Source organism: Paenibacillus sp. J31R30, from assembly GCF_059692115.1.
In genome coordinates this window covers 305,296-328,801 of the sequence record NZ_JCAUAV010000003.1, presented here as the reverse complement: position 1 = coordinate 328,801, position 23,506 = coordinate 305,296, and the positions used below count along the sequence as shown (strand labels likewise).

20 protein-coding genes are annotated in these 23,506 nt (G+C 43.9%); 10 read left to right on the top strand and 10 right to left on the bottom strand.

Translation table 11 applies throughout. From position 1 onward, the window contains the following. Positions 1-86 precede the first annotated feature (86 nt). The 3 genes from AC58QO_RS13150 to AC58QO_RS13140 all read right to left on the bottom strand — a co-directional run bounded on the left by AC58QO_RS13150 (position 87) and on the right by AC58QO_RS13140 (position 3,640). Positions 87-1,499 carry an ABC transporter substrate-binding protein gene (locus AC58QO_RS13150; protein ID WP_497266062.1) on the bottom strand — a complete coding sequence of 471 codons (1,413 nt, stop codon included), beginning with the start codon at positions 1,497-1,499 and terminating at the stop codon, positions 87-89. A gap of 48 nt (positions 1,500-1,547) precedes the next feature. Then, positions 1,548-2,435: a sugar phosphate isomerase/epimerase family protein gene (locus tag AC58QO_RS13145; protein WP_497266060.1), complete on the bottom strand. Its 888-nt coding sequence runs from the start codon at positions 2,433-2,435 to the stop codon at positions 1,548-1,550. 164 nt (positions 2,436-2,599) lie between these two features. Further along, positions 2,600-3,640, bottom strand: a complete 1,041-nt coding sequence (locus AC58QO_RS13140) for a LacI family DNA-binding transcriptional regulator (protein ID WP_497266058.1) — start codon at positions 3,638-3,640, stop codon at positions 2,600-2,602. Positions 3,641-3,936: 296 nt separating this feature from the next. Between AC58QO_RS13140 and AC58QO_RS13135 the strand changes: the two genes are divergently transcribed. The 7 genes from AC58QO_RS13135 to AC58QO_RS13105 all read left to right on the top strand — a co-directional run bounded on the left by AC58QO_RS13135 (position 3,937) and on the right by AC58QO_RS13105 (position 12,002). Further along, positions 3,937-4,890 carry a carbohydrate ABC transporter permease gene (locus AC58QO_RS13135; protein WP_497266056.1) on the top strand — a complete coding sequence of 318 codons (954 nt, stop codon included), beginning with the start codon at positions 3,937-3,939 and terminating at the stop codon, positions 4,888-4,890. After that, the gene (locus tag AC58QO_RS13130; RefSeq protein ID WP_497266054.1) at positions 4,887-5,720 is read left to right on the top strand and encodes a carbohydrate ABC transporter permease; all 834 of its coding nucleotides are present in this window, start codon (positions 4,887-4,889) and stop codon (positions 5,718-5,720) included. The genes AC58QO_RS13135 and AC58QO_RS13130 overlap by 4 nt, the downstream gene beginning before the upstream one ends. 33 nt (positions 5,721-5,753) lie before the next feature. Beyond that, positions 5,754-6,929 (top strand): MFS transporter, encoded by a 1,176-nt coding sequence (locus AC58QO_RS13125; RefSeq protein ID WP_497266052.1) that lies wholly within the window; start codon positions 5,754-5,756, stop codon positions 6,927-6,929. Between the two features lie 325 nt (positions 6,930-7,254). After that, the gene (locus AC58QO_RS13120) at positions 7,255-8,745 is read left to right on the top strand and encodes a spore germination protein (RefSeq protein ID WP_497266050.1); all 1,491 of its coding nucleotides are present in this window, start codon (positions 7,255-7,257) and stop codon (positions 8,743-8,745) included. 1 nt (position 8,746) lies between these two features. Beyond that, positions 8,747-9,898 carry a Ger(x)C family spore germination protein gene (locus AC58QO_RS13115; protein WP_497266049.1) on the top strand — a complete coding sequence of 384 codons (1,152 nt, stop codon included), beginning with the start codon at positions 8,747-8,749 and terminating at the stop codon, positions 9,896-9,898. Positions 9,899-9,915: 17 nt separating this feature from the next. Continuing rightward, positions 9,916-11,019 (top strand): GerAB/ArcD/ProY family transporter, encoded by a 1,104-nt coding sequence (locus tag AC58QO_RS13110; RefSeq protein ID WP_497266047.1) that lies wholly within the window; start codon positions 9,916-9,918, stop codon positions 11,017-11,019. Between the two features lie 146 nt (positions 11,020-11,165). Then, on the top strand, positions 11,166-12,002 hold the full coding sequence (locus AC58QO_RS13105) for an enoyl-CoA hydratase/isomerase family protein (protein WP_497266045.1): 837 nt from the start codon (positions 11,166-11,168) through the stop codon (positions 12,000-12,002). 201 nt (positions 12,003-12,203) lie between these two features. Here the strand turns inward: AC58QO_RS13105 and AC58QO_RS13100 are convergent, their stop codons facing one another. Both AC58QO_RS13100 and AC58QO_RS13095 read right to left on the bottom strand, forming a co-directional pair. Beyond that, positions 12,204-13,064: an SDR family oxidoreductase gene (locus tag AC58QO_RS13100; RefSeq protein ID WP_497266043.1), complete on the bottom strand. Its 861-nt coding sequence runs from the start codon at positions 13,062-13,064 to the stop codon at positions 12,204-12,206. A 106-nt stretch (positions 13,065-13,170) separates the two neighbouring features. Next, complete coding sequence (locus tag AC58QO_RS13095) at positions 13,171-14,604, bottom strand: DHA2 family efflux MFS transporter permease subunit (protein WP_497266041.1); 1,434 nt, start codon at positions 14,602-14,604, stop codon at positions 13,171-13,173. A gap of 150 nt (positions 14,605-14,754) precedes the next feature. Here AC58QO_RS13095 and AC58QO_RS13090 point away from each other — a divergent pair, with 150 nt between their 5' ends. Further along, positions 14,755-15,642: a TetR/AcrR family transcriptional regulator gene (locus tag AC58QO_RS13090; protein WP_497266040.1), complete on the top strand. Its 888-nt coding sequence runs from the start codon at positions 14,755-14,757 to the stop codon at positions 15,640-15,642. A 386-nt stretch (positions 15,643-16,028) separates the two neighbouring features. Here AC58QO_RS13090 and AC58QO_RS13085 read toward each other — a convergent pair whose 3' ends face one another. The 4 genes from AC58QO_RS13085 to AC58QO_RS13070 all read right to left on the bottom strand — a co-directional run bounded on the left by AC58QO_RS13085 (position 16,029) and on the right by AC58QO_RS13070 (position 19,262). Next, a complete protein-coding gene (locus tag AC58QO_RS13085) occupies positions 16,029-16,400 on the bottom strand; it encodes a DoxX family protein (protein WP_497266039.1) in 372 nt (123 codons plus the stop codon). Positions 16,401-16,541: 141 nt separating this feature from the next. After that, complete coding sequence (locus AC58QO_RS13080; RefSeq protein WP_497266037.1) at positions 16,542-17,033, bottom strand: DinB family protein; 492 nt, start codon at positions 17,031-17,033, stop codon at positions 16,542-16,544. A 58-nt stretch (positions 17,034-17,091) separates the two neighbouring features. Next, positions 17,092-18,498, bottom strand: coding sequence for an MFS transporter (locus tag AC58QO_RS13075; protein WP_497267476.1), 1,407 nt, complete (start codon positions 18,496-18,498; stop codon positions 17,092-17,094). Between the two features lie 209 nt (positions 18,499-18,707). Beyond that, positions 18,708-19,262 (bottom strand): NADPH-dependent FMN reductase, encoded by a 555-nt coding sequence (locus AC58QO_RS13070; RefSeq protein ID WP_497266035.1) that lies wholly within the window; start codon positions 19,260-19,262, stop codon positions 18,708-18,710. A gap of 280 nt (positions 19,263-19,542) precedes the next feature. Between AC58QO_RS13070 and AC58QO_RS13065 the strand changes: the two genes are divergently transcribed. Both AC58QO_RS13065 and AC58QO_RS13060 read left to right on the top strand, forming a co-directional pair. Beyond that, positions 19,543-19,992, top strand: coding sequence for a MarR family winged helix-turn-helix transcriptional regulator (locus AC58QO_RS13065; protein WP_497266033.1), 450 nt, complete (start codon positions 19,543-19,545; stop codon positions 19,990-19,992). 272 nt (positions 19,993-20,264) lie between these two features. Further along, positions 20,265-21,101, top strand: coding sequence for a M15 family metallopeptidase (locus AC58QO_RS13060; protein ID WP_497266031.1), 837 nt, complete (start codon positions 20,265-20,267; stop codon positions 21,099-21,101). A 110-nt stretch (positions 21,102-21,211) separates the two neighbouring features. On the opposite strand, the gene AC58QO_RS13055 is transcribed toward AC58QO_RS13060, so the two are convergent. Then, on the bottom strand, positions 21,212-23,494 hold the full coding sequence (locus AC58QO_RS13055) for a sensor domain-containing protein (protein WP_497266029.1): 2,283 nt from the start codon (positions 23,492-23,494) through the stop codon (positions 21,212-21,214). Positions 23,495-23,506 lie beyond the last annotated feature (12 nt).

The following is a 23,506-nucleotide window of genomic DNA, read 5'->3' as shown; positions in this document are numbered from 1 at the left end:
GCTCGACTCCCATTGAGACTCATTGAACGCCAGATAAGTAAAGAACCAACCCTTTGCATAATTCGGTGCCGGACATTCTCATACATCTACTGCGGATTCGCTTGCCGCCAGTCATTAAGCATCTGTTTGGATTTGGTATCAATATTTACAATCGTCTTGTCTACATCTTGACTGCCTTTGCTGAAGCGAATAATTTCATCCTGCACGATGCGATCTACGTCCGTAAAGGAAGGAATCCATGGCTCCAAATATTTCTTGTAATTTTTAGAATTATCGCTAATCTTCTTGATGATATTGAACTGCGGATTTTTCACCAAAAATTCCTTCGTTTCAGTTAACTCCATAGCTTTGGTATTCATCGGATAATAGCCTGTGTTCATAAACCATTTCGCTGACACCTCTGGGGTTGCTAAGTATTTCAAGTAATCCCATGCTCCCAGTAAGCTATCTTTATTAGCCCGGTCAAAAAGATAGACAGCAGAGCCGCCGATACCGGTACCGCTTGTGCTCGCCCCGTTAACGCGCGGCAATTCTGCAACCCCTACGTCAAACAAGCCTGCGTCGATAATATCCTTCTTAAATCCACCCATCGACGCCGTAGATGCCGGAATCATGGAATACAACCCGGATTGAAATCCTTTCGTAGGCGCCGCATCCGTAAATTCTGCACCTCCGGTAGAGAGCACCTTCTGCCATTCGGTCAACAATGTTTTCAACGTGCCGTCGCTTGTCATCGTCATTGCGGTAGGCGTACCTGTGCGCCCTTCTTCCTTGTCAAAAATATATTTATTCTCTCCCTGCATTGGAATCCACGTCCCGAGCAAGAAAAAGCGCAGTTGTGCACTAATACCGTAGCGCTCGATTTTGTCCCCGTTTTTCACGGTAAGTGCCTCTACCGTTTTTGCCAGCTCCGCCAGTGTTTTCGGTGGATTCTCCGGATCCAGTCCTGCGCTGCGGAAATGATTCTTGTTATAGTACAACATGATGGATGAATTCGAGAATGGCAATCCGAGCATTTTGTCATTGTACTTAGCGTATTGCAACGCATTCGGGTTCAAATCGCTTGCATTCAATCCGGACTTATCCCGGTCGATAAAGTTCTGGACAGGAACGATATATTTGGAATCCTTCACATCGAAAATCCCTTTAGAGCTGAGCTGCATAATATCCGGTAATTCTTCCTGCGAACCCGATCGAAGAACAGCCGCCAGCTTGGTTGATGCTTCGTCATAGGTACCCTGAAAAACTGGAGTAATCGTGATGCCCTTCTCCTTGCCGACCGTTTCATTATAGGCTTTGGCCGTGCTTTCAATATTCGTCGCGGCTGCACCCGTCATAGAGTGCCAAAAAACAACATTAACAGGAGCGCTCGGCAACAAGCTTTCTTGGGACAGAGCACCCGACCCCGACGTAGATTCTTGTTCCTGCTTGGTAGAGCATGCTGTAATAACGGAGAAGCATAAGATTAACATTAATAAAATTCTCAACTTGTTATACATGATTCGATCTCCACTCCTATTTGTTTTCTTTTTAGCTCCTTAATGCGCTTAGGAGCTGCTGTTCGCCAACGATAGTAAATATTGTCCGACCTGATAAGAGAAGCCGGCTGTCAAGTCCTTCAATTTCTCCGGCATAGCGTTATTAATCTTAATCTCGTAGACGAAATCGCCCTTGTACCCAATTTCGTTCCATAGCGGCATAATGGATTCCCAGTCGATATTCCCGAGGAAAGGAAGTAAATGATCATCCGCCAGACCCTGGTTGTCATCAACATGCAACGCAATAATCCGCTTGCCTAACAATCGAATCGGGCGAAGCTGACTTGAATATACTCTGTTAGCGTGTCCGATATCCCAACATACGCCGACTCGAGGATCGTTGTAGGAGTCCGCCAATTCGATCAACTCTTCGGCAGTAGCTCCAAAACGCCGATGACCATTGGCGTCGAACATGTTTTCAAATGCCAAATTGACATTCAAATTCGCAGCTTGCTCCATAATGGGGTCATAAACTTGATGGTTCAGCCGGAGATTAGCTTCCATGCTATTCTCATACAAGTTCATTTCCGTTAAGGGATGAAAGACGGCCGCCTTCACACCCAGAACGCTGCTTGCAATTAAAGAACGGCGGGTAATCTCGTTAAAGAATGCTTCCTCTTCCGAACCAGCAGGGTATAGCTTGCTCCCAGGCAAGTAGGGCGGATGCGACTGGCAAAATTCAACACCTGCCTTCTCAGCTGCTTCTTTAATTCGGTAAAGCGCAACTTCCCAATCCGGACCGTTCAGTTCGGTTTTATTGTGAATCATCGCGCACATGTTGAGGTCCAGTACGGAGAAACCGGCATTTTTACATCTTTGGATGGACTCCTCATATCCGATGTGCCTGTCTTCTTCTCGTCGTTCTCTAAACAAACTTGTCATTGTTGCCAAGCGCATAGTCAGACCTCCTAACTCATTTTTTATTTTTGGAACGGTTGAAATTTTTCTGATAGATGTTTATTTCCGTTCTCTCTTATCCAACTTATCATTATTGCTTGCTTTGAATAAACCAATTTTCGTTAACTGGAAGTAAATAAATTGTGAATTTCACCGCCAAAAAATTACATTTGGCGGTGAATATGTAAATCCCTTACCGAATTGCGCTCAATTAATGTGGGTTCCAGCTTTAAAGAAACTTCTTGGGCATTCTTGTTATGCATACGATTCAGCATTGCAAGGCATGCCGCTTCACCCAGTTGCCTTTTATGTCCGTCGATGATGGTTAACGCCAATGGTGAATGCGCACTAATGATCGATTCTTCGTAACCCATAACGGAGATATCTTCAGGTATTCGCACGCCTTGCTTGTACAGATATCGAATAATTCCCATCGTGATCCCATCGCTTCCGCCAAAAGCCGCATCAGGCCTAATTCCCTTCTCCCACAACTCACTCATCGCTTCGTAGCCGCCCTTGCCCGTATATGCAGTATGGATAACATGCATTTTTTTCTCTCCCGGATGGCTGTCCTGATTAAAGGCTGTCGTAAAGCCCGCCAGTTTTTCTATGGAATTCACATTATCTCGAGGTCCATTCACAAAAGCGATATTGTCGTGTCCGTTTTCCAGCAAATGCTTGGCGGCAAGATAACCAACCTGGTACGCATTGACGGATACGGAATCGACTCCCTCATAAGTACGGCCGATAATGACGACGTAAATATTTTCATTTCGGAGACTCTCAATAAATTGACTGTCGAACAAGCCCCCAATGATAAATACCCCGTCTACACGCTTGTTCTTGACAATGTTTGGCAGCTTGTCACGCATGGAGAAACGTTCTGTAAGTAATGTGTAATCCGTATTTTTCAATCCTTCATTAATGCCGTAGCTGACATCGAAAAGCAATGTTTCGGGAATCGAATCGAATCCGTATGACAAGTTTTCCTCACCGGACGTTACAAAGATCAACCCGAATGTCCCTTTTTTGCTTGTAGTCAGTGCCCTCGCAACCATATTAGGTACATAGCCTAGTTTGTGGATGGCTTGCAGTACCTTGTATCTAGTTTCCAGTTTAACTAGATTACTCCCGTTAATGACCAATGAAACTGTGCTTTTGGACACACCAGCCTCCATGGCTATATCCATAATCGTGACACCCATAAAAGTCTCCCATCCAATATCCAGCTATTAAGAACTATTTACAATATATACTACCCACTCATGCGAATTGTTAACTGAGGGTCAACTCCATGTTAAATCTCGCCCGTCCAATTGACAACTTTTTTTAGTGTGATGTAATATAATCTAGTGTTGCCAGGCTGCTTTGTTTATTGGTCCATCATTGGTTTAAATGTCAAATTGGTTGAAAATCGGATGGCTGCAAACTGATTTTGGAACGTTCCAAATTTGGTTGGCCTTTGATTGCCTATTAAAAATGTTCGGAGGGTTCTCGTCTCATGGCCAAATTTGTGTCTTCACCAATTAGCAGTAGTATTCCATCATTGTCCCACACGGTTACTAGAAAGAGCAAGCGCAGAAAAGATATGTTGAAGGCCTATTTGTTCATCCTGCCAATCATCCCGTTTATCCTCGTATTCGACTACTTTCCATTCTTGCGCACCTTCATCTACAGCTTATCCAGTGTCAATGCACAAGGCAAAATAATTAGGTTCGTCGGATTGGATAATTATATGAACCTGTTCGGGAGGCAGGATTTTGTAAACGCGCTGCTTGTTACGTTAAAGTTTACGGCTATGTATGTTCCGCTTGCCATTATCTGTCCATTGCTGCTAGCACTAATTGCAGCTCCGAAGAGTCTGTTTGCGAGAACCAATCAGCTGCTGTATAGCATTCCAATGGGTGTTTCCATGGCGGTGACTTGTTTAATATTCGAACAATTTTTTAGTCGTACCGGACTCTTGAATTACTTGCTAAACCTACTCGGCTTCATGCAGAATACAACAGATATAAATTGGCTGCACGACCAGATATGGGCGCTCCCTTCCCTTGTAATCCCGATGGTCTGGACCCACATAGGGTTCGACTTCCTTCTTATGCTGGCTGCGGTGCGCAATGTTCCGCAGGATTTGTTGGAATCGGCCGAAATGGACGGCGCCAGTTATTGGAAGAAAACGTTCCGTATTACGTTTCCTCTGATATCGCCTACCTTATTCTTTGTTATATGTACGCAGATCATTGTCGGGTTAACCATGGTCGCCCCTGTTATGATCTTAACGAAGGGTGGTCCGCTTGGCGCTACGTCGACTCTAATTTATTATATTTACACATCCGGGTTTCGAAGCATTAATTACTCACTCGCAAGCACAGCAAGTATTTGTGCCTTTATCCTCACGTTTATCTTCCTGTTGATCAACTTTCTGTATGAGAAAAAAGGGGTGGTGTACGAATGACGTACAGTCGAAATTTGAAATCGTACATAACAGCTTTCCTCAAACTGATGCTCGGTTTAATCGTAGCATTTCCAATATTTTACGCAATCATGGCCGGATTCAAAACCCAAAGCGAGTTCGGCACGTTTCCACCTTCGATCTTGCCACATAGCTTTGCATATTTGGACAATTTCCGGACCGTTTTGTTCAAAACCCAAATTTTGCGCTTCATGTGGAATTCATTCTTCATAGCGCTTGTCGTTACAGTCGTACGAATCATCCTATCCAGCTTGGCTGCCTACGCCTTTGCCTTTTTAAAGTTTCCAGGAAGCAATTTCTTATTTTTCTTTATTCTTGGCACAATGATGACCCCGTCGGAAGCCTTGCTGATCTCTAACTTCATTACTGTCAGCAAACTGCATCTGTTAAACAGCTACCTTGGCATTATGATTGTGTTCTTCGTATCCGCCACTCAGGTATTCATGTTTCGGCAATACTTCAAAACGGTGTCGGGCACGTTGCGGGAAGCCGCGTTCCTGGATGGCTGCGGCGACTTCTGGTTCTATGCCAGGATCTGCATCCCCGTTTCCTTACCAATTATAACTTCGCTTGGCTTGTCATCGTTCGTCGGCGTATGGAACACTTACTTATGGCCGTTGCTCGTTACTACCAAGGCGGAAATGCGCACTGTACAAGTAGGCATCACGCTGCTGACCTCCCATGAGGGATCATCGAATGATACCCTTGTATTTGCCGGGATTGCGGTTATCATGATTCCATCCATTTTGTTTTTCATCTTGTTTCAGCGAAATTTGGTGGGCGGAATTTTCAATGGGGCTGTGAAGGGGTAATAAGCATTAACTTCTAGAAGGCGGCTGAAAGAGATGCTTATAAGCGGTCAAATGAAGCGATTACTGCTCATGAATGCAGTATCGATCGTTATTTTTAACTACATTGGTATTTTCGTCAATTTATTTATATGGGAAAAGAATAACAGTATCTCCGAAGTGGTGTGGTTCAATCTTATCATGTTCATCACTTGGACATTTGGGTTTGCGGGTGGTTACAGATTGCTCACCAGCTTCACGACCCGTGTATTGATTCGAATAAATGCGTTCTGCGGAGCAATAGTTTTCCTGCTTTTATCGATACTGGAACTGGATAACCGACTCCTATGGATCACTATTATCGCCATTCCAATCGGAATCATGTGGGGATTATATGCCGTAACGCAGAACATTACATTGAGCGTGTATGGGAAAGGGAAGGATTTCGAGCAATATTTCTCGATAGCCAATATTATCAACCAGATCGTCTCAATCGTTAATCCGATAGCCTTTGCTCTTATTATCAAATGGATTGGTTACTCTGGCTCCTTTCTATTATTGATGTTGTTTGTCGCTTTACTACTGACAGTTTCATACCATATTCCTTCCATTACCCTCGCCGGCGAATCGGAACGACTATTCCGCGGCATTCAATTTCGGCTAGTGTTCTCCAGCAATGCTCTGCGATGGATGGTTCCGTCCTTTATGGCAACAGGCATATTTTTACAGTTTCAAGTATTGTTTGCGTTAGTGTTTACGTTTACCGTATCAGAAGACAAATTGGTCATCGCGATACTGAATGTATTAAATGCCTGCTTCGCTATGGGGGCTATGTTCTTGTATAAGCGTATGAAGGTCCGTGAGGGGACTTGGCTCGTCATCGGTACGATTTTTGTTTCGGTTGGTATTCTTCTGCCATTGTTACCTAAGGCACCTCTGCTTATCATTTCAAATATTTTAACAACCATCGGTATGTTTTATTTTGGGACGGTTTGGAACACTAGACAATTCAGAATTATTACTAAGCAAACAGCCATTCAACAAGCTCATATTTTTTTATGGCGAGAATGCTTTTTGAATGCTTCAAAAATACTCTTGCTTATATTGGCCTTATCGGTAAAGGAGATTAATGGAGCAACGTTTATTGCATTAATTTTGCTAGCGCTCGTCTGCGCTTTAATGGTCCCGTATTTCTCGGATAAGAGCACTGAGATGTTCGAGAGACAGCCGTAGTGAATTTACTTAACAGTACTTCCATGAACCCGTAACGAGTCGAATAGTCAAACACAAAAAGGACTTGCTTTAAATGTGCACTGGTACCCATAGTTTGGTCACTTTGAAAAAGTGTTCAGACTGTGGGTACTTTTTTTGTGTACTAGAGTAAGCACCGGAGGGGATTACAAATACGCTTCCATTTCTATGCTCAGGACGAATCTGTACGAATCCCACGAATGCATTCTTGTACTTAAAGGTTTGACATTTCCGTATTTCTCTCTTCTTGCATAAAAATGAGGCATCCAAAGGATAATATAGGAAAAAGTACGGGAGATGAATGATCTTGATATCCTCGCGGAGTCCCGTTTCCTATCCCCGGGAAACGATCAGCGCCGACTTGGCCGAGAATGAAGTGTTGCTTCGGCAAATATTCGAGCATTGTTTCGACATCGTCTTTCAACGGGTCGATTTGTCGGATGAATGTGCAATTCTCATGGTCTATGTCGACGGAATGATCGATAAGAACGTATTCAAATCGCCGTTGTTTCAATCATGGCTAGTGGAGAAAACAGGCGCGGGAGACAAAGAAACGGTCGACTATCCGATCTTGAAAGAGCATTTTGCGGTCGTGCGGCCAATCCGAAACGCAAGCCGGTTGCAGGAAATCACCGAATCAATCTTGGGAGCATTCCTTGCTGTCTTCGTCGATGGTGAACCGGAAGCGATTCTTTTGGAAACGTCCGGCTGGGAACACCGGGGAGTCGAAGAGCCGGCCTCCGAGGCGGCCATTCGTGGGCCCAGAGAGAGCTTTACCGAGACGCTTCAAACCAATACGAGTCTCATTCGCCGAAGAATTCAAACGCCAAAACTAAAGCTTGAACCTGTTGTTCTCGGTACGTTTTCCAAGACGAAAGTCGTCATCGCTTACGTGGAGGGACAAGCGCGTTCGGACTTAGTCGAACTCGTCAAACAACGAATGTCCGGCATTCACATGGATATCGTGCTTGATTCCGGATATATCGAAGAGTTCATTGAAGACAAATCATTCAGCCCTTTCCCTCAAGTCATGAATACCGAGCGCCCCGATATCGTGGCGGCCAACCTGATGGAAGGGAAGGTCGCGATTTTGACTGACGGCTCGCCTCAAGCCCTGCTCGTTCCGATGACGTTCTGGACGGCATTTCAAGCCGTCGAGGATTATTACGAGCGGTTTCTATATGCCACACTGGTTAAATGGACCCGGTTTATTCTGTTCTCCATGTCCTTGTTCCTGCCTTCCACTTATGTAGCGATTACAACTTTCCATCCGCAGCTGCTTCCGACGAACTTTTTACTGAGCATCACGTCGGCTCGCGAAGGCGTTCCGTTCCCAGGCGTCATCGAAGCCCTTTTGATGGAATTTATGTTCGAAGGCTTGCGAGAAGCGGGAGTACGCCTGCCGAAAGCCGTCGGCTCCGCCGTAAGCATCGTCGGCGCCCTGGTCATCGGGGAGGCCGCGGTCCAGGCAGGAATCGTGTCAGCGCCGATGGTCATTATCGTCTCGATAACCGGGATCGCGTCCTTTGCCATCCCCCGTTACAACATGAGCATCGCCTTCCGCATTCTTCGGTTTCCGCTTCTTCTTATTTCGGGAGCGCTTGGCTTGTTCGGAATCGCCATGGGGGCGATTCTCATCTTGATTCACATGGCCAAGTTGGAGTCGTTCGGTGTCCCTTATTTAACTCCTATCGCTCCTTTTCAACCGGACCAAATCAAGGACGTTCTCATTCGCGCTCCATGGCGGAAAATGATTTCATTTAAATTCTCGATTCTCAGAAGGCCTACACGGAGGTAATATGCGAAGCAAACGACCTGGCTTGCTGGCGGCCATCATTATCCTGCTACTGTTAACCGGATGCTGGGATCGCCGCGAATTGAACGACCGAGCATTCGAGTTGGGTTCCGGTGTCGATTGGCTCGAGGACGGAAAATCATTGCTAATCGGACAATTCATGATTCCGACGAAATCCGGAGAAGCCGGCGGCAAAGAGAAACAAACATACTTTATCGAGACGGGGGTCGGAAAGACTGTGTCTGACTGCCTCTTAGACTTGCAGATCAAGTTGTCGCGAAGAATAACCCGTGGGCATCGCCATAACATCTACTTAGGAGAAGTGATGGCGAAGGCCGGCATCTCGAACCTGATAGACTCGACGACCCGTGATCCCGACAGCCGGCTCAAATCGGATATTTGGGTCGTAAAAGGGGGGACCGCCCTCGAGTTTATGCAAATGTCCTATCCGCTCGAGAATATGCCCGTTATTGCCCTTTCAAAATTAAGGCGAATTATTGGCAAGCAAACCGGCAATTCGTTATTGGAATTATTAGTCGAGCAAAACGTTGAAGGAAGCGGTTCAACACTTCCTGCCGTTGAAATCCAATATGATGCGAAACTCCAAAAAAAAACGTTTCATATTTACGGTCGCGCGATTCTTAACCGTAAACAGCAATTGGCCGGCTATTACGATCGGTTGGAATCCGCTTATCGGTTATGGGTAATTGGTGAAACGGAAACCTTACAGATCACGACGTCCATGTCGAACGGAAAAGGAGCGTACAGCGTTACTATCAAACAACCAGGATGCAAGGTGCGGACCAAAGTCGCAGGCGGCCGAGTGGAAATTGACGTCGAATTGAAAGGCAATGCCAGCGTTCTGGAGAGCAATACGACATTAGATCCTCGAAATATCGCTCATCTGCGAAAATATGAAGCTGAGTTGAACCGTCATGTCGAGACAGCCACTTTGAATGTGATTCAAAGAGCGCAAAAGCAGTTCAAAGTCGATGTGTTCCATTTCGGACAAACGATTAGTCGACAGCATCCCGGAGAGTGGGTAGATTTGAGTTCCCGATGGGAGCAAGCATTTTCCGATGCAAAAATTACCATTCGTTCGCGCGTGAAGATCAAAAGAATTGGACTCCATGGGCAGACTCCCCACAAAGAATAAATCGTAAGGAGCTTGAAATGAAGCTGACGAAATATCAATTGTTTTGGCTGTTGTTTTCGATGGAGATTGGTATGACTTTAATGTTAACGATCGGCCCGACGTTCAAAGAAGCCAAACAAGGCGCACCGATGGCATTGCTCTTGGCTAGTGTGGTGTCCATACTGGTTACCTATATCGCGACCAAGCTAAGCCTTCTCTATCCAGAGGAAACGTTCATCGAATACGTCCCGAAAATTTTAGGCAAATGGGTGGGCAAGACGATCATCTTCGCGTACCTGCTTCTGTGGATTACCGTAGCTGGCATCATCCTGCGCCAATATGCGGATTTCGTTCATTTAGCCTTGTTCTCGGCGACTCCATTATGGGTTATCGTCCTGTTCATATTGTTAGTCATTATATACGCGGTACACGGAGGCATCCATATCGTCGGACGTTGCAGCGAAGTCATCGGACCTATTATCGTCTTTAATATCCTATTGTTTAGGTTCCTAAGTATTAAAGATTTGCACCCAGAGCGTCTGCTTCCGCTCATGCCCACCGCAGGCTGGATGCAGGTATTAAAAGGGAGCTTACCGGCGGCTTCTTTCATGAGCGAATCGGTTTTGATCGTGATGTTGGTCGCCTTTCTTGCGGATAAAAGGAAGGCGGTATCCTCCGCTTTGTGGGGGGTTGGAATCGCCGGGTTCATCCTTTTGAACGGCGTCGCCGACGTGTTGATGATGCTGGGCAACACCGTTCCTGCCAAACTGCAATACCCCGTATATACCGTCAGTCAATACATTTCCTTCATGGAATTTATTCAAAACCTCGATATTTTGCTGGTCGTCGGTACGAGCTTCAGTATTTTCATCAAAGTATGCCTATACATATTCATGACGAGCTACGGAACGGCTCAATTGTTTCATGTCCGAAATTGGCGGAACATGCTTTGGATCATCGGCATTCTCGTCTTCGCCGTCGCCCTGTACCCGCGAAACGTAGACGAATCCCAAGTGACATTCCCCCACATCTGGAAAGATGTCGCCTTCCCGATTTTCCTAATCGGTATCCCACTACTGCTGTGGATGATCGGCAGCACCCGAAATAGGATGAGCCGATCCGAACAGCCAAAAGCCCCTTGACGAGGGCTTTTGCTTTTACTTTTTACAGCTATCTATAGAATTTAGAATACCATCTATCGTCTCAGGGAAAGTTAGTTGCGATTCAATCCTTCCTTCGCCTCATCCAAGTTTACCTTAATCAAAAATTCATTAGGAGTGTATGAACGATGTCCGAATTAACGCAGCTAACGATCGAACGTAAAAACGCTAACTATTGGAGAGTTACTTTTAACAATCCGCCTCTAAATATGATTGATGATAACACAATCCCTGAGTATATGAAGCTTTTGGAACTGGCTGAGGCTGATCAAGAGCTTAAAGTCATCGTTTTTGACAGCGCAAATCCAGAGTTCTTTATTGCACACTTCACCCCGGCTGCAGGAACGAAAAACCTGCTGACCCCTCGTCCAGACGGGATGCTGCCGTGGGCTCATTTTGCTTCTCAACTGTCAAAACTCCCTGTTGTGACAATTTCCGCCATCCGTGGGCGAGCACGCGGTATCGGATCGGAATTCATTCTTGCGACAGATATTCGTTTCGCCAGCTTGGAAAAAGCAATTCTAAGTCAATTTGAAATCGGACTCGGACTGTTCCCTGGCGGTGGCGGCCTAGAACAACTCCCAAGAGTCGTTGGCCGAGCTCGCGCACTGGAAATCGCGCTTAGCGCTGACGATTACGATGCTGCCACGGCCGAGCGTTACGGTTGGGTAAACCGTGCGATCCCAGATGCCGAGTTTGAAAATTTCGTAGAACGATTCGCACAACGTGTGGCTTCCTTTGATAAACGAGCTATTACCGAAATCAAGCATCTTGTGAATATTCGTCACGATTTGCCGACTGCGCAGGAGCTTGATGAATCGATGAAAATCTTTTTCAGTGCCTACAACTGGGAAGGTCCTCCAAAACGTATTCCTATCCTCACTAAACATGGCCACGGCACATACAGCGATCTCGAACTCAATTACGGTAAAGTTCTTGGCGAAATAGACTTCAATAAGGGGTAAAGCCAATAGTTCGATTCTTTTTCTTCCTTCAATCGGCGATTGAAGCGGACTATACGTACATAATTCACCGAGCACCTTAGGCAGGTTCTAACTTTCCTTTTAGTTGTATACGCTTTTACTTAATAACATTAAAAGACCCGACCTTATTGTGGTCGGGTAACGATTTATTTTAGACAGCCCTTTATACTTTAAACTATATAATTAACCAATAAATGCTTCCTTATTTTCTTGAGCAAAAGTCTCAAAAGAGGTTGCTTTTTGTCCTGTTATTTCTTCTACCGTACTGGAAACTTTTGCGGTGTGTCCTAATTTCATAATTTGATAATGTTCTAACAAGCCTTCGACGATTTCAGCAGGCATGCCTGTTTTTAGCATAGAAGCACGAGCAGCTTCAACTGGTACATCTACGAACTTAATTGCATTACCGGTTACTGAAGAAAGAATATCCGCTATTTCGGCACTGGATAGCGCTTCTGGCCCCGACAAGTAGTATGCTTTGTTCTCGTGGCCTTCTTCCGTTAAGACCCTATAAGCGACCAGGGCTATGTCGCGGGAATCAATGTAAGCCGCTTTTCCATCGCCATGAGGCGCATAGAAGGCTCCGTGATCACGAATGGTATGCGAGTTGAATTTGACTAAGTTTTGCATAAAAGTATTAGGCCGCAAGAACGTATAAGCTATACCGGATTGTTCCATTTCTTTTTCTACTGTATTATGCCACTTGGCCAATGTATCCAATTCAGCCCCTCCACCCGATAACTTAACAAAGTGCTTCACACCGGCTTTTTTAGCTGCACGTATAATCGAAGAAGAAAGTTCTACCATATTCGGAACAAGTGGTGTTGCAAAAAATACTTTTTGGATGCCGTTCATAGCTCTTACTAGTGAGTCGACATCGTTTAAATCAGCTTGAACTAATTCGACTCCCAATGCTTGCAGTTCGATTGTGTTGCTTGTCGGACGAACGGTAACACGTGTTTTATGACCGTTCTTCGCCAGAAGTTTCACCAATTCTTTGCCTATTGTTCCTGTAGCTCCAATTACTAAAATAGCTGCGTTCATATTAAATATCTCCCTCTCATTGGTAATTTCACTTTAATAATGATCAAACTTTCAAAATTTATAATAAATAATCGCTCTTACCTTATGCTGCTGCCAATTCTTCTCCTTATTTGATGTGGGGCTTACGAAGAATTAAACTTAAAATCGCACCAGCCGTGGCAATGCAGGCTATAATTAAAAACGTGTCACCAAAAGCTAAAGCTTTGTTTTTTAAAATTTCGGCATGTTCACCAGCATTTACCATACGATCACTTATTCGTGAAGATAAGTGTCCGGTTAAAGCAGCAATGGCAAATGAATTCACAACTTGTATAGAAGCTGATGTTAAAGGTGTTACTCGGCTTACCAGTTCACGCGGAGCAGACTTTAAAACATGCGCATTTAAGGGCATCATGGATAAGGCCATCCCGCATCCCACCATAAAAAGTAGAATCATTAACGTAGCTACTCCGGTATTGATGTTTACACCAGAAAGTAAGAATAGAGCAATGGCCATAAGGCTCAAACCGCTAAACACAAGTGGCCGGGCGCCAATTTTATCAGATAATCTCCCCGCGAATGGTGTAAATAGTAGACCTCCGAAAGAAATGGGGAGGGAGATTGCCGCACTTACCAGGGGTGTTCGACCTAATACGCTTTGTTGGAATAAGGGATTTAAGAGAATAGTCCCAATCATGGAGGCTTGCAAAGCCCAAGTTATAATAATACCGCGAGTAAAATCAGATGATTTAAATGCTCGTAGCTCCAGCAGTGGTTGTTTATGACGCAACTCTACGAAAATGAATAGAAGAAGTGTGACACCCCCAATAATCAATCCCGTTAATGCACCAGTAGAGCTCCAGCCTCTCCCCCCCTCACTCACTCCATAAGTCAGCATGGAAAAGGCAATCGGGGCAAGAATCATTCCTAGAATATCGAGGGCAGGTGCTTTACCACGCTGCTGATTGGGCAGAAGTTTAAGACCTACGATCACCGCAGCGATTCCAATAGGTAAATTGATTAGGAAAATCCAATGCCAGGATGCTATTCCTATTAACCATCCAGAAAGCAAAGGACCAGTAGCGGGGGCAATTAGCATAGGTATACCAAGCATCCCCATAACGGCTCCTCTTTTATCGGGGGGGGCCATTTTAAAAGCCATTGCCATACCAATGGGTGTTACCATTCCACCACCAAGACCTTGTATGATACGGTAAAATATTAGCAGTTCAGGAGTTTGGGCGAAGGCGCAAAGGACTGAACCAATAGTAAACAGAGTAATCGTAATAAGGAAAATTCGCTTGGCTCCAAATTTATCTGTCATCCAACCAGCTAAAGGGATAATCGTAGCTAGCGCAAGAGTATAACCGGTGATGGTCCATTGAATTGTTTCTAATGAACTGTTAAAATATTTTTGTAAACTTGGGATAGCGACATTCATAATTGTAGTGTCTAGAAGAACCATAATCATACCAATCATTACGGCAAGAAGTGGAGCGATAATTGTTTTTACCGAAAACTCTTGTGAAGATGCTATTTTCTCAGCTGATTGTGTAGACATATGAATGTTCCTCTCTTCTATGGCTTGATGATTAAGCATACATCACATACAGTGACCGGTGGTTTTCCGGAAAAACCAATGAGTCATCATGTGCTTAATTGTATCTAGTTTTTGAAGAATGTCAATTTTTTTTTGAAAAGAGGAAGTAGATTGAGTATAGTCAAACAAAATATCATGGATTCTGCTGAACGTTTTTTTTCGGAAAAAGGCTATCTTGCTACCTCGATCCAGGATATCGCAGATGATTGCAAAATCGCAAAAGGATCGCTATACAGATTTTTCCCTTCTAAAGAGGATTTATTCGTAGAAGTGCATCACTCCAAACAGAATAGCCTTTTCGAAAAAATGGAAGAGATTAGATCGGACCCAGCACTTACCTTAAGAGAGATTTTCATTCGTGAAACCGAATGTCAATTATATTTTTTTATTGAGAATAATTTTATAGTGAAGAATACTTTTGAAATGCAAGCGAGTGAAGGAAAAATTGCCTCTATTCTGCTTAGTCAACGAGCTAATATATTAAATATGAATAAGGATGCCTTGACTCGTAGGTTTGGTAAAGAAATAGAACTTAATATATGGGACCTTGTGTCGATTTACAATGGGATCGTTAAAGAGTATTTATTCTTAATAATTTTTGATAACAGGCCGTTAAATATAAAAGATGTTTCTTTATTTATTGTGGAGCTCTTGGAGGAGGTCGTTGTCGGCGTCCTGAATAAGAAACCAAAAGCAATTTTACAAAATACGATAATGGATAATTATGTAGATTCAGCTTATAAGGGCAACTCTGTTTCTGTAGTTGAACAAAGATATAAGCTGTTCGAACTTCTTTTCTCTACCCTAAAAGAATTGACAATAACAAACCATCACAAAACAGAACTGCATGAAGCGCTCGTTATACTCCAGGAAGAAGTAGAGCGAGATCAGCCTCGATCGGTACTAATCCTTGCCATGCTTCAGTTTTTGAAGAAAGAAAATGAGCTTAAAAGCGTCATAGAACAATTGAGAAAACTCTGCTTCAATATGGATAAGTAAATATTTCTTAAATTGATACCATACAAGGGATAGCATTTTCCTTTTTCAATATCAATTGATAGATTTATTGATTGATTTTTGGATATATTGCAATTGCTTGGAATAATGAAGTGCATATGCCAAAAGATTATGACACTCTTCTTTCTTATTAATTACTGCTATTTGGTATAATACTCAACATGAATAAAAGCAAAAAGCAGCTGCCGCGGCATCTGCTTCTGCTTATTATGCTATAGTTCTCCGTCGTATTATGAGGTCAACCAGATTTTACTGGTTGACCTCTTTGTATGGGTGGTGTAATTTCCAATAGCTGGGGCAGATCGGTAGTTCTCCTAGGTCTGCAACCCTTCGCTAAAACTGATCGCAGAGAAGGTTCTTTAGTACACCTATTTATCAGCTGATTTGATAGTCGATCTACTTCTAATCAAGACCAATAAGCTCAAAATTAGAAGAATGCTTGCTGCTGCTGCATCTGAGATACCTTGACCTGCATTTAAATGGGAAAACACGGCGCCTGCCATCAGTAACACGAGCCCTAACGATGCAAGAAAAGTGAATTTGGGCTTTTTAAACCCGACTGCTAATCCGAGTGCACCCAATACTTCACAGGCTCCAACAAAATACATTAAGCCTTTTGCATAGCCAAAGTCTTCTGTAAACAGTTCAACTTGTTGTGCATTCCCTGATATTTTCATAATGCCAAACATAATAAAACCGACAACTAACAATCCCTGAATAATTCGTAGAATCCATTTCATATTACATAACTCCTTGTGTGTCTTTTATTTTGTTCCATACAAACTTAGAAACGGTTAATTTCATTCAATCAATTCCACTTCCCTCATTTGCGGGACGGCCTTTTCTATTTAATGTGAACCTTACAATGGTAAATCATCGAGTTATTTTAATGCGCTTTTTATTGGACTTGAATTAGTACGACATTTTATATGCCCCTGATGTAACCCTTCATGATAAAGGCAAAAATTCAAAATTTCTCCGATAGAATCCATTTCATTGCCGAACAAGCTCAAATAGTTGTTTGCTTTTTCTTCAAAATTCCGAGTTCCGAGTTGCGATTTAATATGCTCCATTTGCCCTTTTAGCAAGGATGCCAACTGCTCCAAACTTGGGGGTTGCACTTGCCAATCCGAAGGTTTTGACCCGGATTTGAACATGGCTAAATGCTCTTCGGACAAATAAAAGGACAAACCCACAAAATTATTCAGAAAAAGATCGGTAAAAGCAGCGATATGTCCGAGATGCCAACGGATGGTGTTTTTATACCCTGTCGGCATTTCATCCGCGATCTCATCTGTAATGGAATCAATGGTTTTAATCGTTATCGTTCGAATCACTTCAAGTTGATTTAATAATTTTTGGCTATTCATCATAATTCTCCTTTGTTTACTGTTTTTATCAAAAGCGAACATCTACGCTCTATAGTTTCGATCAATCGTTGTGAGGCTGCGGAGATTTTCTGCCGAATGTGTTGAGATATAACAGTGCGCTAGCCACAACAATGAAACTAAGGATGAGAAGCAAATTGCCGTACAAGTAAGAACTTGATTCCGTAAGGAGCGGATGCAGAGGAAATGCAAGCAGCTTTTCTTCCAGGATTTTGGCTACAAGAGCCGTGATGACAGCCCCCGAAATGGTTGATGTCATATTAAAAAAACCCATCCCGACGCCGATTTGTTGAACGGGCAAAATTTTCGTAACGCTCTCCGCCAACGCCGTCTGTACGAAGGAGAATCCGATGTACATCAAGATGAGGGCGACACCAATGTACCCTACCCAAAGCCCAATGACGGAAGATTGCAGCAGAAAACTGACCGCGAGCAAACATAGTCCCAAATAATTAACGAAGTGGCTCCCTTTTTTGACAGTCAGATTACCGGCAACTTTGCCGAAAAGAATTGCGCTGAAAGCTCCAGGAAACAAGACAAAACCGATGATATCTGCGTCGAGACCGTACGTTTTATTAAGCATGATCGGGATGACGAACAAAACTGAGAGTACGGATCCGAAAATGAGAAAACCGATCACGAGACCGTTCCGATATCGCGAGTTCGCGAACAAGGAAGGATCGACAAACGGTTCTTTTGCCCGGCGGATTTGAACAATGAAAAGGAATAGTCCGAACAAAGTCCCAGCCAAGTAAAGCCAATGCCCTTCAATGGTAAAAAGGATCAGAGTAGATACTGTAATGCTGAGCAGCACCCCTCCAATGATGTCCAAACTGCCCGCTTTGCGCTCCTCTTTCGGAAAATATTTCAGGAAGAAAGGAATGGCTGCAACGATGGGAAGTGGTATGAGAAACAGATAAGCCCATTGGAACGATCCAGCAATAAAACCGCCAAGTACCGGCCCGATTCCGATCGCGAAAGAACCGGTCGAAGTGATGATTCCGAAAATCTTGCCCCGTTCTTCCGCCGAGAAATATCGGGCAACGATCACGAAGACGAGCGACGGGATCGCCGCACAGCCTGCTCCTTGGATCGCCCTGGCCACAACGACGGCGGGGTACCACGCCTGAAGGGCAAAGCCGATAACCGACCCTGCGCTGTAAAGGACAATTCCGATCGTAATCAGTTTCCTAATGCTGAAGATATCGGACAATTTTCCGAACACAACCATCCCCACGCCGAAGACGATGAAAAAGATCGTCACGACCCAACTGACATCGGACGGGTCTAACGTGAACTGTTTGGCGATATTAGGTGTAGATACATTAAAGACGGATTCATTCAGAACGGAGAAAAAAAAGACGTAATAAATCCACAGGATGCTTTTCCTGACTTCTGATACATCATGGCTTGTATGGTTCTCTCTGTCTACTCTCTCCACTTTCTCCACTCTATTCAACTCTAACGCTTCCTTTCTTCCCGTTTGCTTTGTTGCGATGCAGCTGCCGCGGTTTCATCGCTATCACTAAAGAAACCAGCCCGCCGAGCCGTAAATGGAGGTCATCGTGTAATGCCTGCGGGCAGTGGGAACGTCACCGACGTTCGTTATCAATGAATGCGTTTTTGTCATTCTTTATTTACCCTCATAACATCATCGATTCAACGCAATGTTTTCAATGCACCGCTCCAAGCGATAACTTGGTCGAGCATCGCGTTGACTGCAGCCTCCTGATGAGGAGCAGGCTTGAAGACGCTAAAGTTTTCAAAATCTGTGATAAGCGAAATCCCCACTTGTGCGCGTACATCTGCCATATGGAGTTCTCCGACGATGAGCCTGAGATTTTCGATTGCACGTGCGCCGCCGGTGCCGCCATAACCGACAAAGCCTGCTGCTTTATCCTTCCATTCATTAAATAGAAAATCAATGGCATTCTTTAAAGCGCCGGAGGTTGCATGATTATACTCCGGTGTAACGAATACGAAGCCGTCAAAGGAGTTGATTTTCTGCGACCAAGCAATTGTATGCGGCTTGCTATATTGGCCCATTGATGCAGGGATCGGTTCGTCCAACAACGGTAGATTGTAATCGGCAAGATCCACAAGCTCGAAATAAGCATCGTTGCGTTTCTTCGCAATATCGGTCACCCAGCGGGCTACTGCTTCACCGTTGCGTCCGGGGCGTGTACTTCCAAGAATAACTCCTATTTTTAACATTGTAATTCCTCCATTTGTGTTTATTTTATTGGTGCATTCACACTTCCTAGCAAGGCTTTTTGATTTGGACGTCTACTTAATAGCCGAATAAAAAAATCTGTGGTATTCAATCTCCTCTCCCATAAAAGAAATTCTAATAAACTCTATAATTATGATATTTATATAATATAATTATAATAACTGTATGTCAATCGAGTCTAAAAATTGACACCAATTAATCCTACTGTTAGCATACAAATATCCATGATTACAAAGGACGGCCTAATAAGGAGATGGTTTTATGAATTTCAAAGAGGAACAAAATGAATTGGACTTAAGATTGTTCCGTATTTTTGTAAGAGCTTTCCAAGCTGTATCTAACAACATCGAGAAAGATATTGAAAAGCACAATCTTAGTCCTGAAACCTTTAGGATTCTGGAATTGCTTTATAGTAAAGGTCCTCATCCCCTACAAAAAATCAGCGAGAAATTTTCCATTCCGAGCGGGAGCATCACCTTCGTAGTTAACAAATTAGTAAAACAAGGACTCGTCGAGCGGCAGCCAAACCCCCAAGATGGAAGAGCAAATGATGCCGTACTGACCGGACAAGGAAAGGCTCTATTTGATGAAATTTTTCCAAAACATGTGGCTACGATCTCTCAAAATTATTCCTTTTTGAACAACGAAGAGAAAGAGCAACTCATTGGGTTATTGAAAAAAATAGGAATAGGGTCACAGAAATTACAATGATAAATCCTTAAGCCGATCAATACCTCATCATGACAAATAAGATGAAAAAAGACCGTTTTTAGCCATTGAGATGGCTTTAAACGGTCTTTCTTTGTATTGCTATATCATTAAATTTATTAATCTACGCTTCACGGAAAAAACGTTATTTTTTCAGCCACTTCGAATCAAGTAGCTGGTTTTTTTGTTGTTCATTGGGAAAAATTATTCAGTGAGGACATTCGTTGTAATCGTTTATTCTCAGATAGCTATCAAACATACGGAGTGTATAAGTAATGAAAACATGTAATCAAATGAAAGTAATGACAGTGATGGTAATCATCACTATGATTGTTGTTTCCGGTTGTCGCACCAGAGGTACTGACAAAGCAGCTTCTCCTGAGCCAAGCCCAATAGTAACACCGACACCGACGCCGACGCCCACGCCCGAGCCCAGCCCGACGCCAACACCGACTCCTTCGCCAATACCACAGCCAACGCCTGAGCCTAAGCCAAAACCAAAGCCGTTGGCGGTTCAAGTAGTAGCTAATCCAACAGCCATTGCCGTGTTAGTTAATAAATCATTTGCATTACCGAATCCATACGTCCCTAAAGATCTAGTTGAACCCAACGTAGACTTTATATTCCCCGAGCACTCGGAAAAACGATACATGCGCAAAGAAGCTGCAGAAGCACTTGAAAAACTTTTCAAAGCTGCCCATGCAGATGGTTTGCCGCTTGCAGGCGTGTCTGCTTACCGTTCATTTGAAACTCAAAAGTATCTATATAACTCTTACGTGGAAAAGGACGGTGAAGAGGCAGCAAACAAATATAGTGCTAAGCCAGGCCAAAGTGAGCATCAAACAGGACTTGCCATCGATGTATCTGGCGACGAGGGCAATTGTGCGGCAGCCGATTGCTTTGCAGCGACACAGGAAGCAAAATGGCTCAAAAATCACGCAGCGGATTGGGGATTTATTATCCGATATCCGAAGGGCAAAGAGGTAATTACGGGATATCAATATGAACCTTGGCATATCCGATATGTCGGGATAGACATGGCAAATGAAATTGCAAAGCAGGGCACCACTCTAGAGGAGTACCTTGGAAAAACGTTGCCAGTCAATAAATAAATTAACCTAACCTCTCTACGAAACTGGTGTACACCAGTTAACCGCCTTTATCAAAAGCTGAAGTCGCCTTCCACATCATAGTGGAGGCGACTTGTTTTTTCTTAAGTGGGTTATCGCGCGTTGAGTGTACTAGCCAGTCGCCCAGTCAAATCATCTGTGTAAAGCGGTTTGCTGAAGTAATATCCTTGCATTTCATCGCATCCTTTATTCTTCAGAAACTCGAATTGCTCTTCCGTCTCAACACCCTCTGCGATGACTTCTAAGTTTAAACTCTGAGCCATGGCAATGATTGATGCTGCGATCGTAGACTCTCCTTGCGCTGATGTAATATCATTGACAAACGATCTGTCGATTTTCAAGCGATCAATTGGAAAATTCCGGAGATAGCTTAGCGAAGAATAACCGGTACCGAAATCATCAATGGAGACTTGGATCCCAAGCCTCTTTAATTCTTCAAGTGTACCGATCACTTGATCCGCATTTTGCATAGCAACACTCTCTGTGATTTCAAGCTCCAAGTAGGCAGGATCAAGTCCCGTTTCCTTCAAGATATCAGCAACAATCTGGACGATATTCGATTGTTTAAATTGATAGGCGGACAGATTGACTGCTACCCTCATAGGCGAATACCCTGCGATTTGCCATGCTTTATTTTGCAGGCAAGCCGTTCGTAGGACCCATTCTCCTAGAGGGATGATGATGCCCGTTTCCTCTGCTAGCGGAATGAAGTCTGCCGGTGATATGAGACCCCGTTTGGGATGCATCCATCTCACAAGCGCCTCCACACCTGTCACCTGACCTGTCTCGAACTGCAGCTGAGGCTGGTACATCAAGAGTAACTCATTGCGTTCTGAGGCTTTACGTAGTTCCTGCTCCATCATAAGCCGTTCAGAAGCTTGCATACTCATGACCGGTGTGAAGAACTCATATTGATTACGATGGCTTTCCTTCGCCCTATACATAGCTGCATCGGCATTCATCATTAGCGTTTGGGCATCCTGACCATCATTTGGGAAAAGACTGATGCCAATACTCGTAGTAACCGAACATTCATGACCTTCAATGAGAATAGGCTGGTTAATCACCTCAATAATTTGTTTTACAATATGAAGAATAAAGCTCTCTTGTTTGAGGACAGGCAATAAGATCGTAAACTCATCCCCACCCATTCGAGCTATCGTCCCCTGCTGTCCCACACAAGTTAGAAGTCGTTGAGCGATCGTCTGCAACAGCATGTCACCAAAGGCATGTCCCAAGGAGTCATTGATATATTTAAAGCGGTTCAGATCTAGAAATAAAACTGCAAGCTTGTGTCCCCCCCGTTCTGCCTGCTCCAACCCTCTGTTTAGATGATCCTTAAACAACCGTCGATTTGGGAGATCAGTCAGCGCATCATGATAAGCCATATGATTAATTGTTTCCTCTGCTTGTTTATGTTCCGTAATATCTTTACCTATTGCAAAGACACCGACCACGATGTTGTCGACGATGATCGGTACAAACCGAATTTGCAGATCAACGCGATGCCCGCGTTTATGCCGGATTGATGTCTCAAAGGAGGAGGATCTTCCTTTTTTCGCATGGATAAACGACTTTAAGTAGGTCGATCTTGGCGCAGCATTCAATAGATGGGTTCCTGACGTGCCCACGATTAGATTAGCTGAATAACCAGTAATTTGCTCTGTTGCTGGATTTATCGCTGTAACAAGCCCTCCCAAATCAAATGAACATACCAGATCAGGATTATGATCCACTAAAGATTTATAGCGAAATCTGCTCTCCTCCAGCATTCTCTCTGAGTCTTTGCGGACGGTAATGTCCCGAATGATACCTCGGAAACCCGCGGGATCTACTCCCTTCTCATCTTGGATAAGCATGATAGAACCCTCCACACGCTTGCGTGTGCCATCCTCCCGAATAACCTCCCATTCGACACAATTGACAGCTATGCCCGAATGCGCTGCCCATTGATAGGTCTGTTTCAGCTTTTTCGCGTCCTCTGTTCCCATGAAATCGGCAATCTGACAGCCTTTCAAGTCATTCTCATCTATTTTACCGAGAAGCTCTACCAAAGACTGATTGCCATAAGTAAAATTTCCGTTCATATCTATTTCATAATAGCCATCTTGCATGCTTTCCAAGGTTGAGCGTATCTTCTCTTCCTCTCGCATTAACTGTGACGCCTCCATCTGATTCACTTTCTCTATATTTCGTTGAATCATCTTATAGAGCATCCAAGCGGACAAGATCATCACCGTGCTAACTATCAGATAGGAAACACCAAGCAAGAAGGCTAACTGTAGCATACAAGCGAGTATTACATACATGGAAACAATACGAAATGAAATCTTTCTTCCTTCCGTTTTTTTTCTAATGTCTAGCAGCTTATCCATACTATGTACCCC

What these genes read in the sequence shown, in the direction of transcription:
- AC58QO_RS13150 (WP_497266062.1), bottom strand. Translation starts at nt 1,499, where the DNA reads ATGTATAACAAGTTGAGAATTTTATTAATGTTAATCTTATGCTTCTCC.
- AC58QO_RS13145 (WP_497266060.1), bottom strand. Translation starts at nt 2,435, where the DNA reads ATGCGCTTGGCAACAATGACAAGTTTGTTTAGAGAACGACGAGAAGAA.
- AC58QO_RS13140 (WP_497266058.1), bottom strand. Translation starts at nt 3,640, where the DNA reads ATGGGTGTCACGATTATGGATATAGCCATGGAGGCTGGTGTGTCCAAA.
- AC58QO_RS13135 (WP_497266056.1), top strand. Translation starts at nt 3,937, where the DNA reads ATGGCCAAATTTGTGTCTTCACCAATTAGCAGTAGTATTCCATCATTG.
- AC58QO_RS13130 (WP_497266054.1), top strand. Translation starts at nt 4,887, where the DNA reads ATGACGTACAGTCGAAATTTGAAATCGTACATAACAGCTTTCCTCAAA.
- AC58QO_RS13125 (WP_497266052.1), top strand. Translation starts at nt 5,754, where the DNA reads ATGCTTATAAGCGGTCAAATGAAGCGATTACTGCTCATGAATGCAGTA.
- AC58QO_RS13115 (WP_497266049.1), top strand. Translation starts at nt 8,747, where the DNA reads ATGCGAAGCAAACGACCTGGCTTGCTGGCGGCCATCATTATCCTGCTA.
- AC58QO_RS13110 (WP_497266047.1), top strand. Translation starts at nt 9,916, where the DNA reads ATGAAGCTGACGAAATATCAATTGTTTTGGCTGTTGTTTTCGATGGAG.
- AC58QO_RS13105 (WP_497266045.1), top strand. Translation starts at nt 11,166, where the DNA reads ATGTCCGAATTAACGCAGCTAACGATCGAACGTAAAAACGCTAACTAT.
- AC58QO_RS13100 (WP_497266043.1), bottom strand. Translation starts at nt 13,064, where the DNA reads ATGAACGCAGCTATTTTAGTAATTGGAGCTACAGGAACAATAGGCAAA.
- AC58QO_RS13095 (WP_497266041.1), bottom strand. Translation starts at nt 14,604, where the DNA reads ATGTCTACACAATCAGCTGAGAAAATAGCATCTTCACAAGAGTTTTCG.
- AC58QO_RS13085 (WP_497266039.1), bottom strand. Translation starts at nt 16,400, where the DNA reads ATGAAATGGATTCTACGAATTATTCAGGGATTGTTAGTTGTCGGTTTT.
- AC58QO_RS13080 (WP_497266037.1), bottom strand. Translation starts at nt 17,033, where the DNA reads ATGATGAATAGCCAAAAATTATTAAATCAACTTGAAGTGATTCGAACG.
- AC58QO_RS13070 (WP_497266035.1), bottom strand. Translation starts at nt 19,262, where the DNA reads ATGTTAAAAATAGGAGTTATTCTTGGAAGTACACGCCCCGGACGCAAC.
- AC58QO_RS13065 (WP_497266033.1), top strand. Translation starts at nt 19,543, where the DNA reads ATGAATTTCAAAGAGGAACAAAATGAATTGGACTTAAGATTGTTCCGT.
- AC58QO_RS13060 (WP_497266031.1), top strand. Translation starts at nt 20,265, where the DNA reads ATGAAAACATGTAATCAAATGAAAGTAATGACAGTGATGGTAATCATC.
- AC58QO_RS13055 (WP_497266029.1), bottom strand. Translation starts at nt 23,494, where the DNA reads ATGGATAAGCTGCTAGACATTAGAAAAAAAACGGAAGGAAGAAAGATT.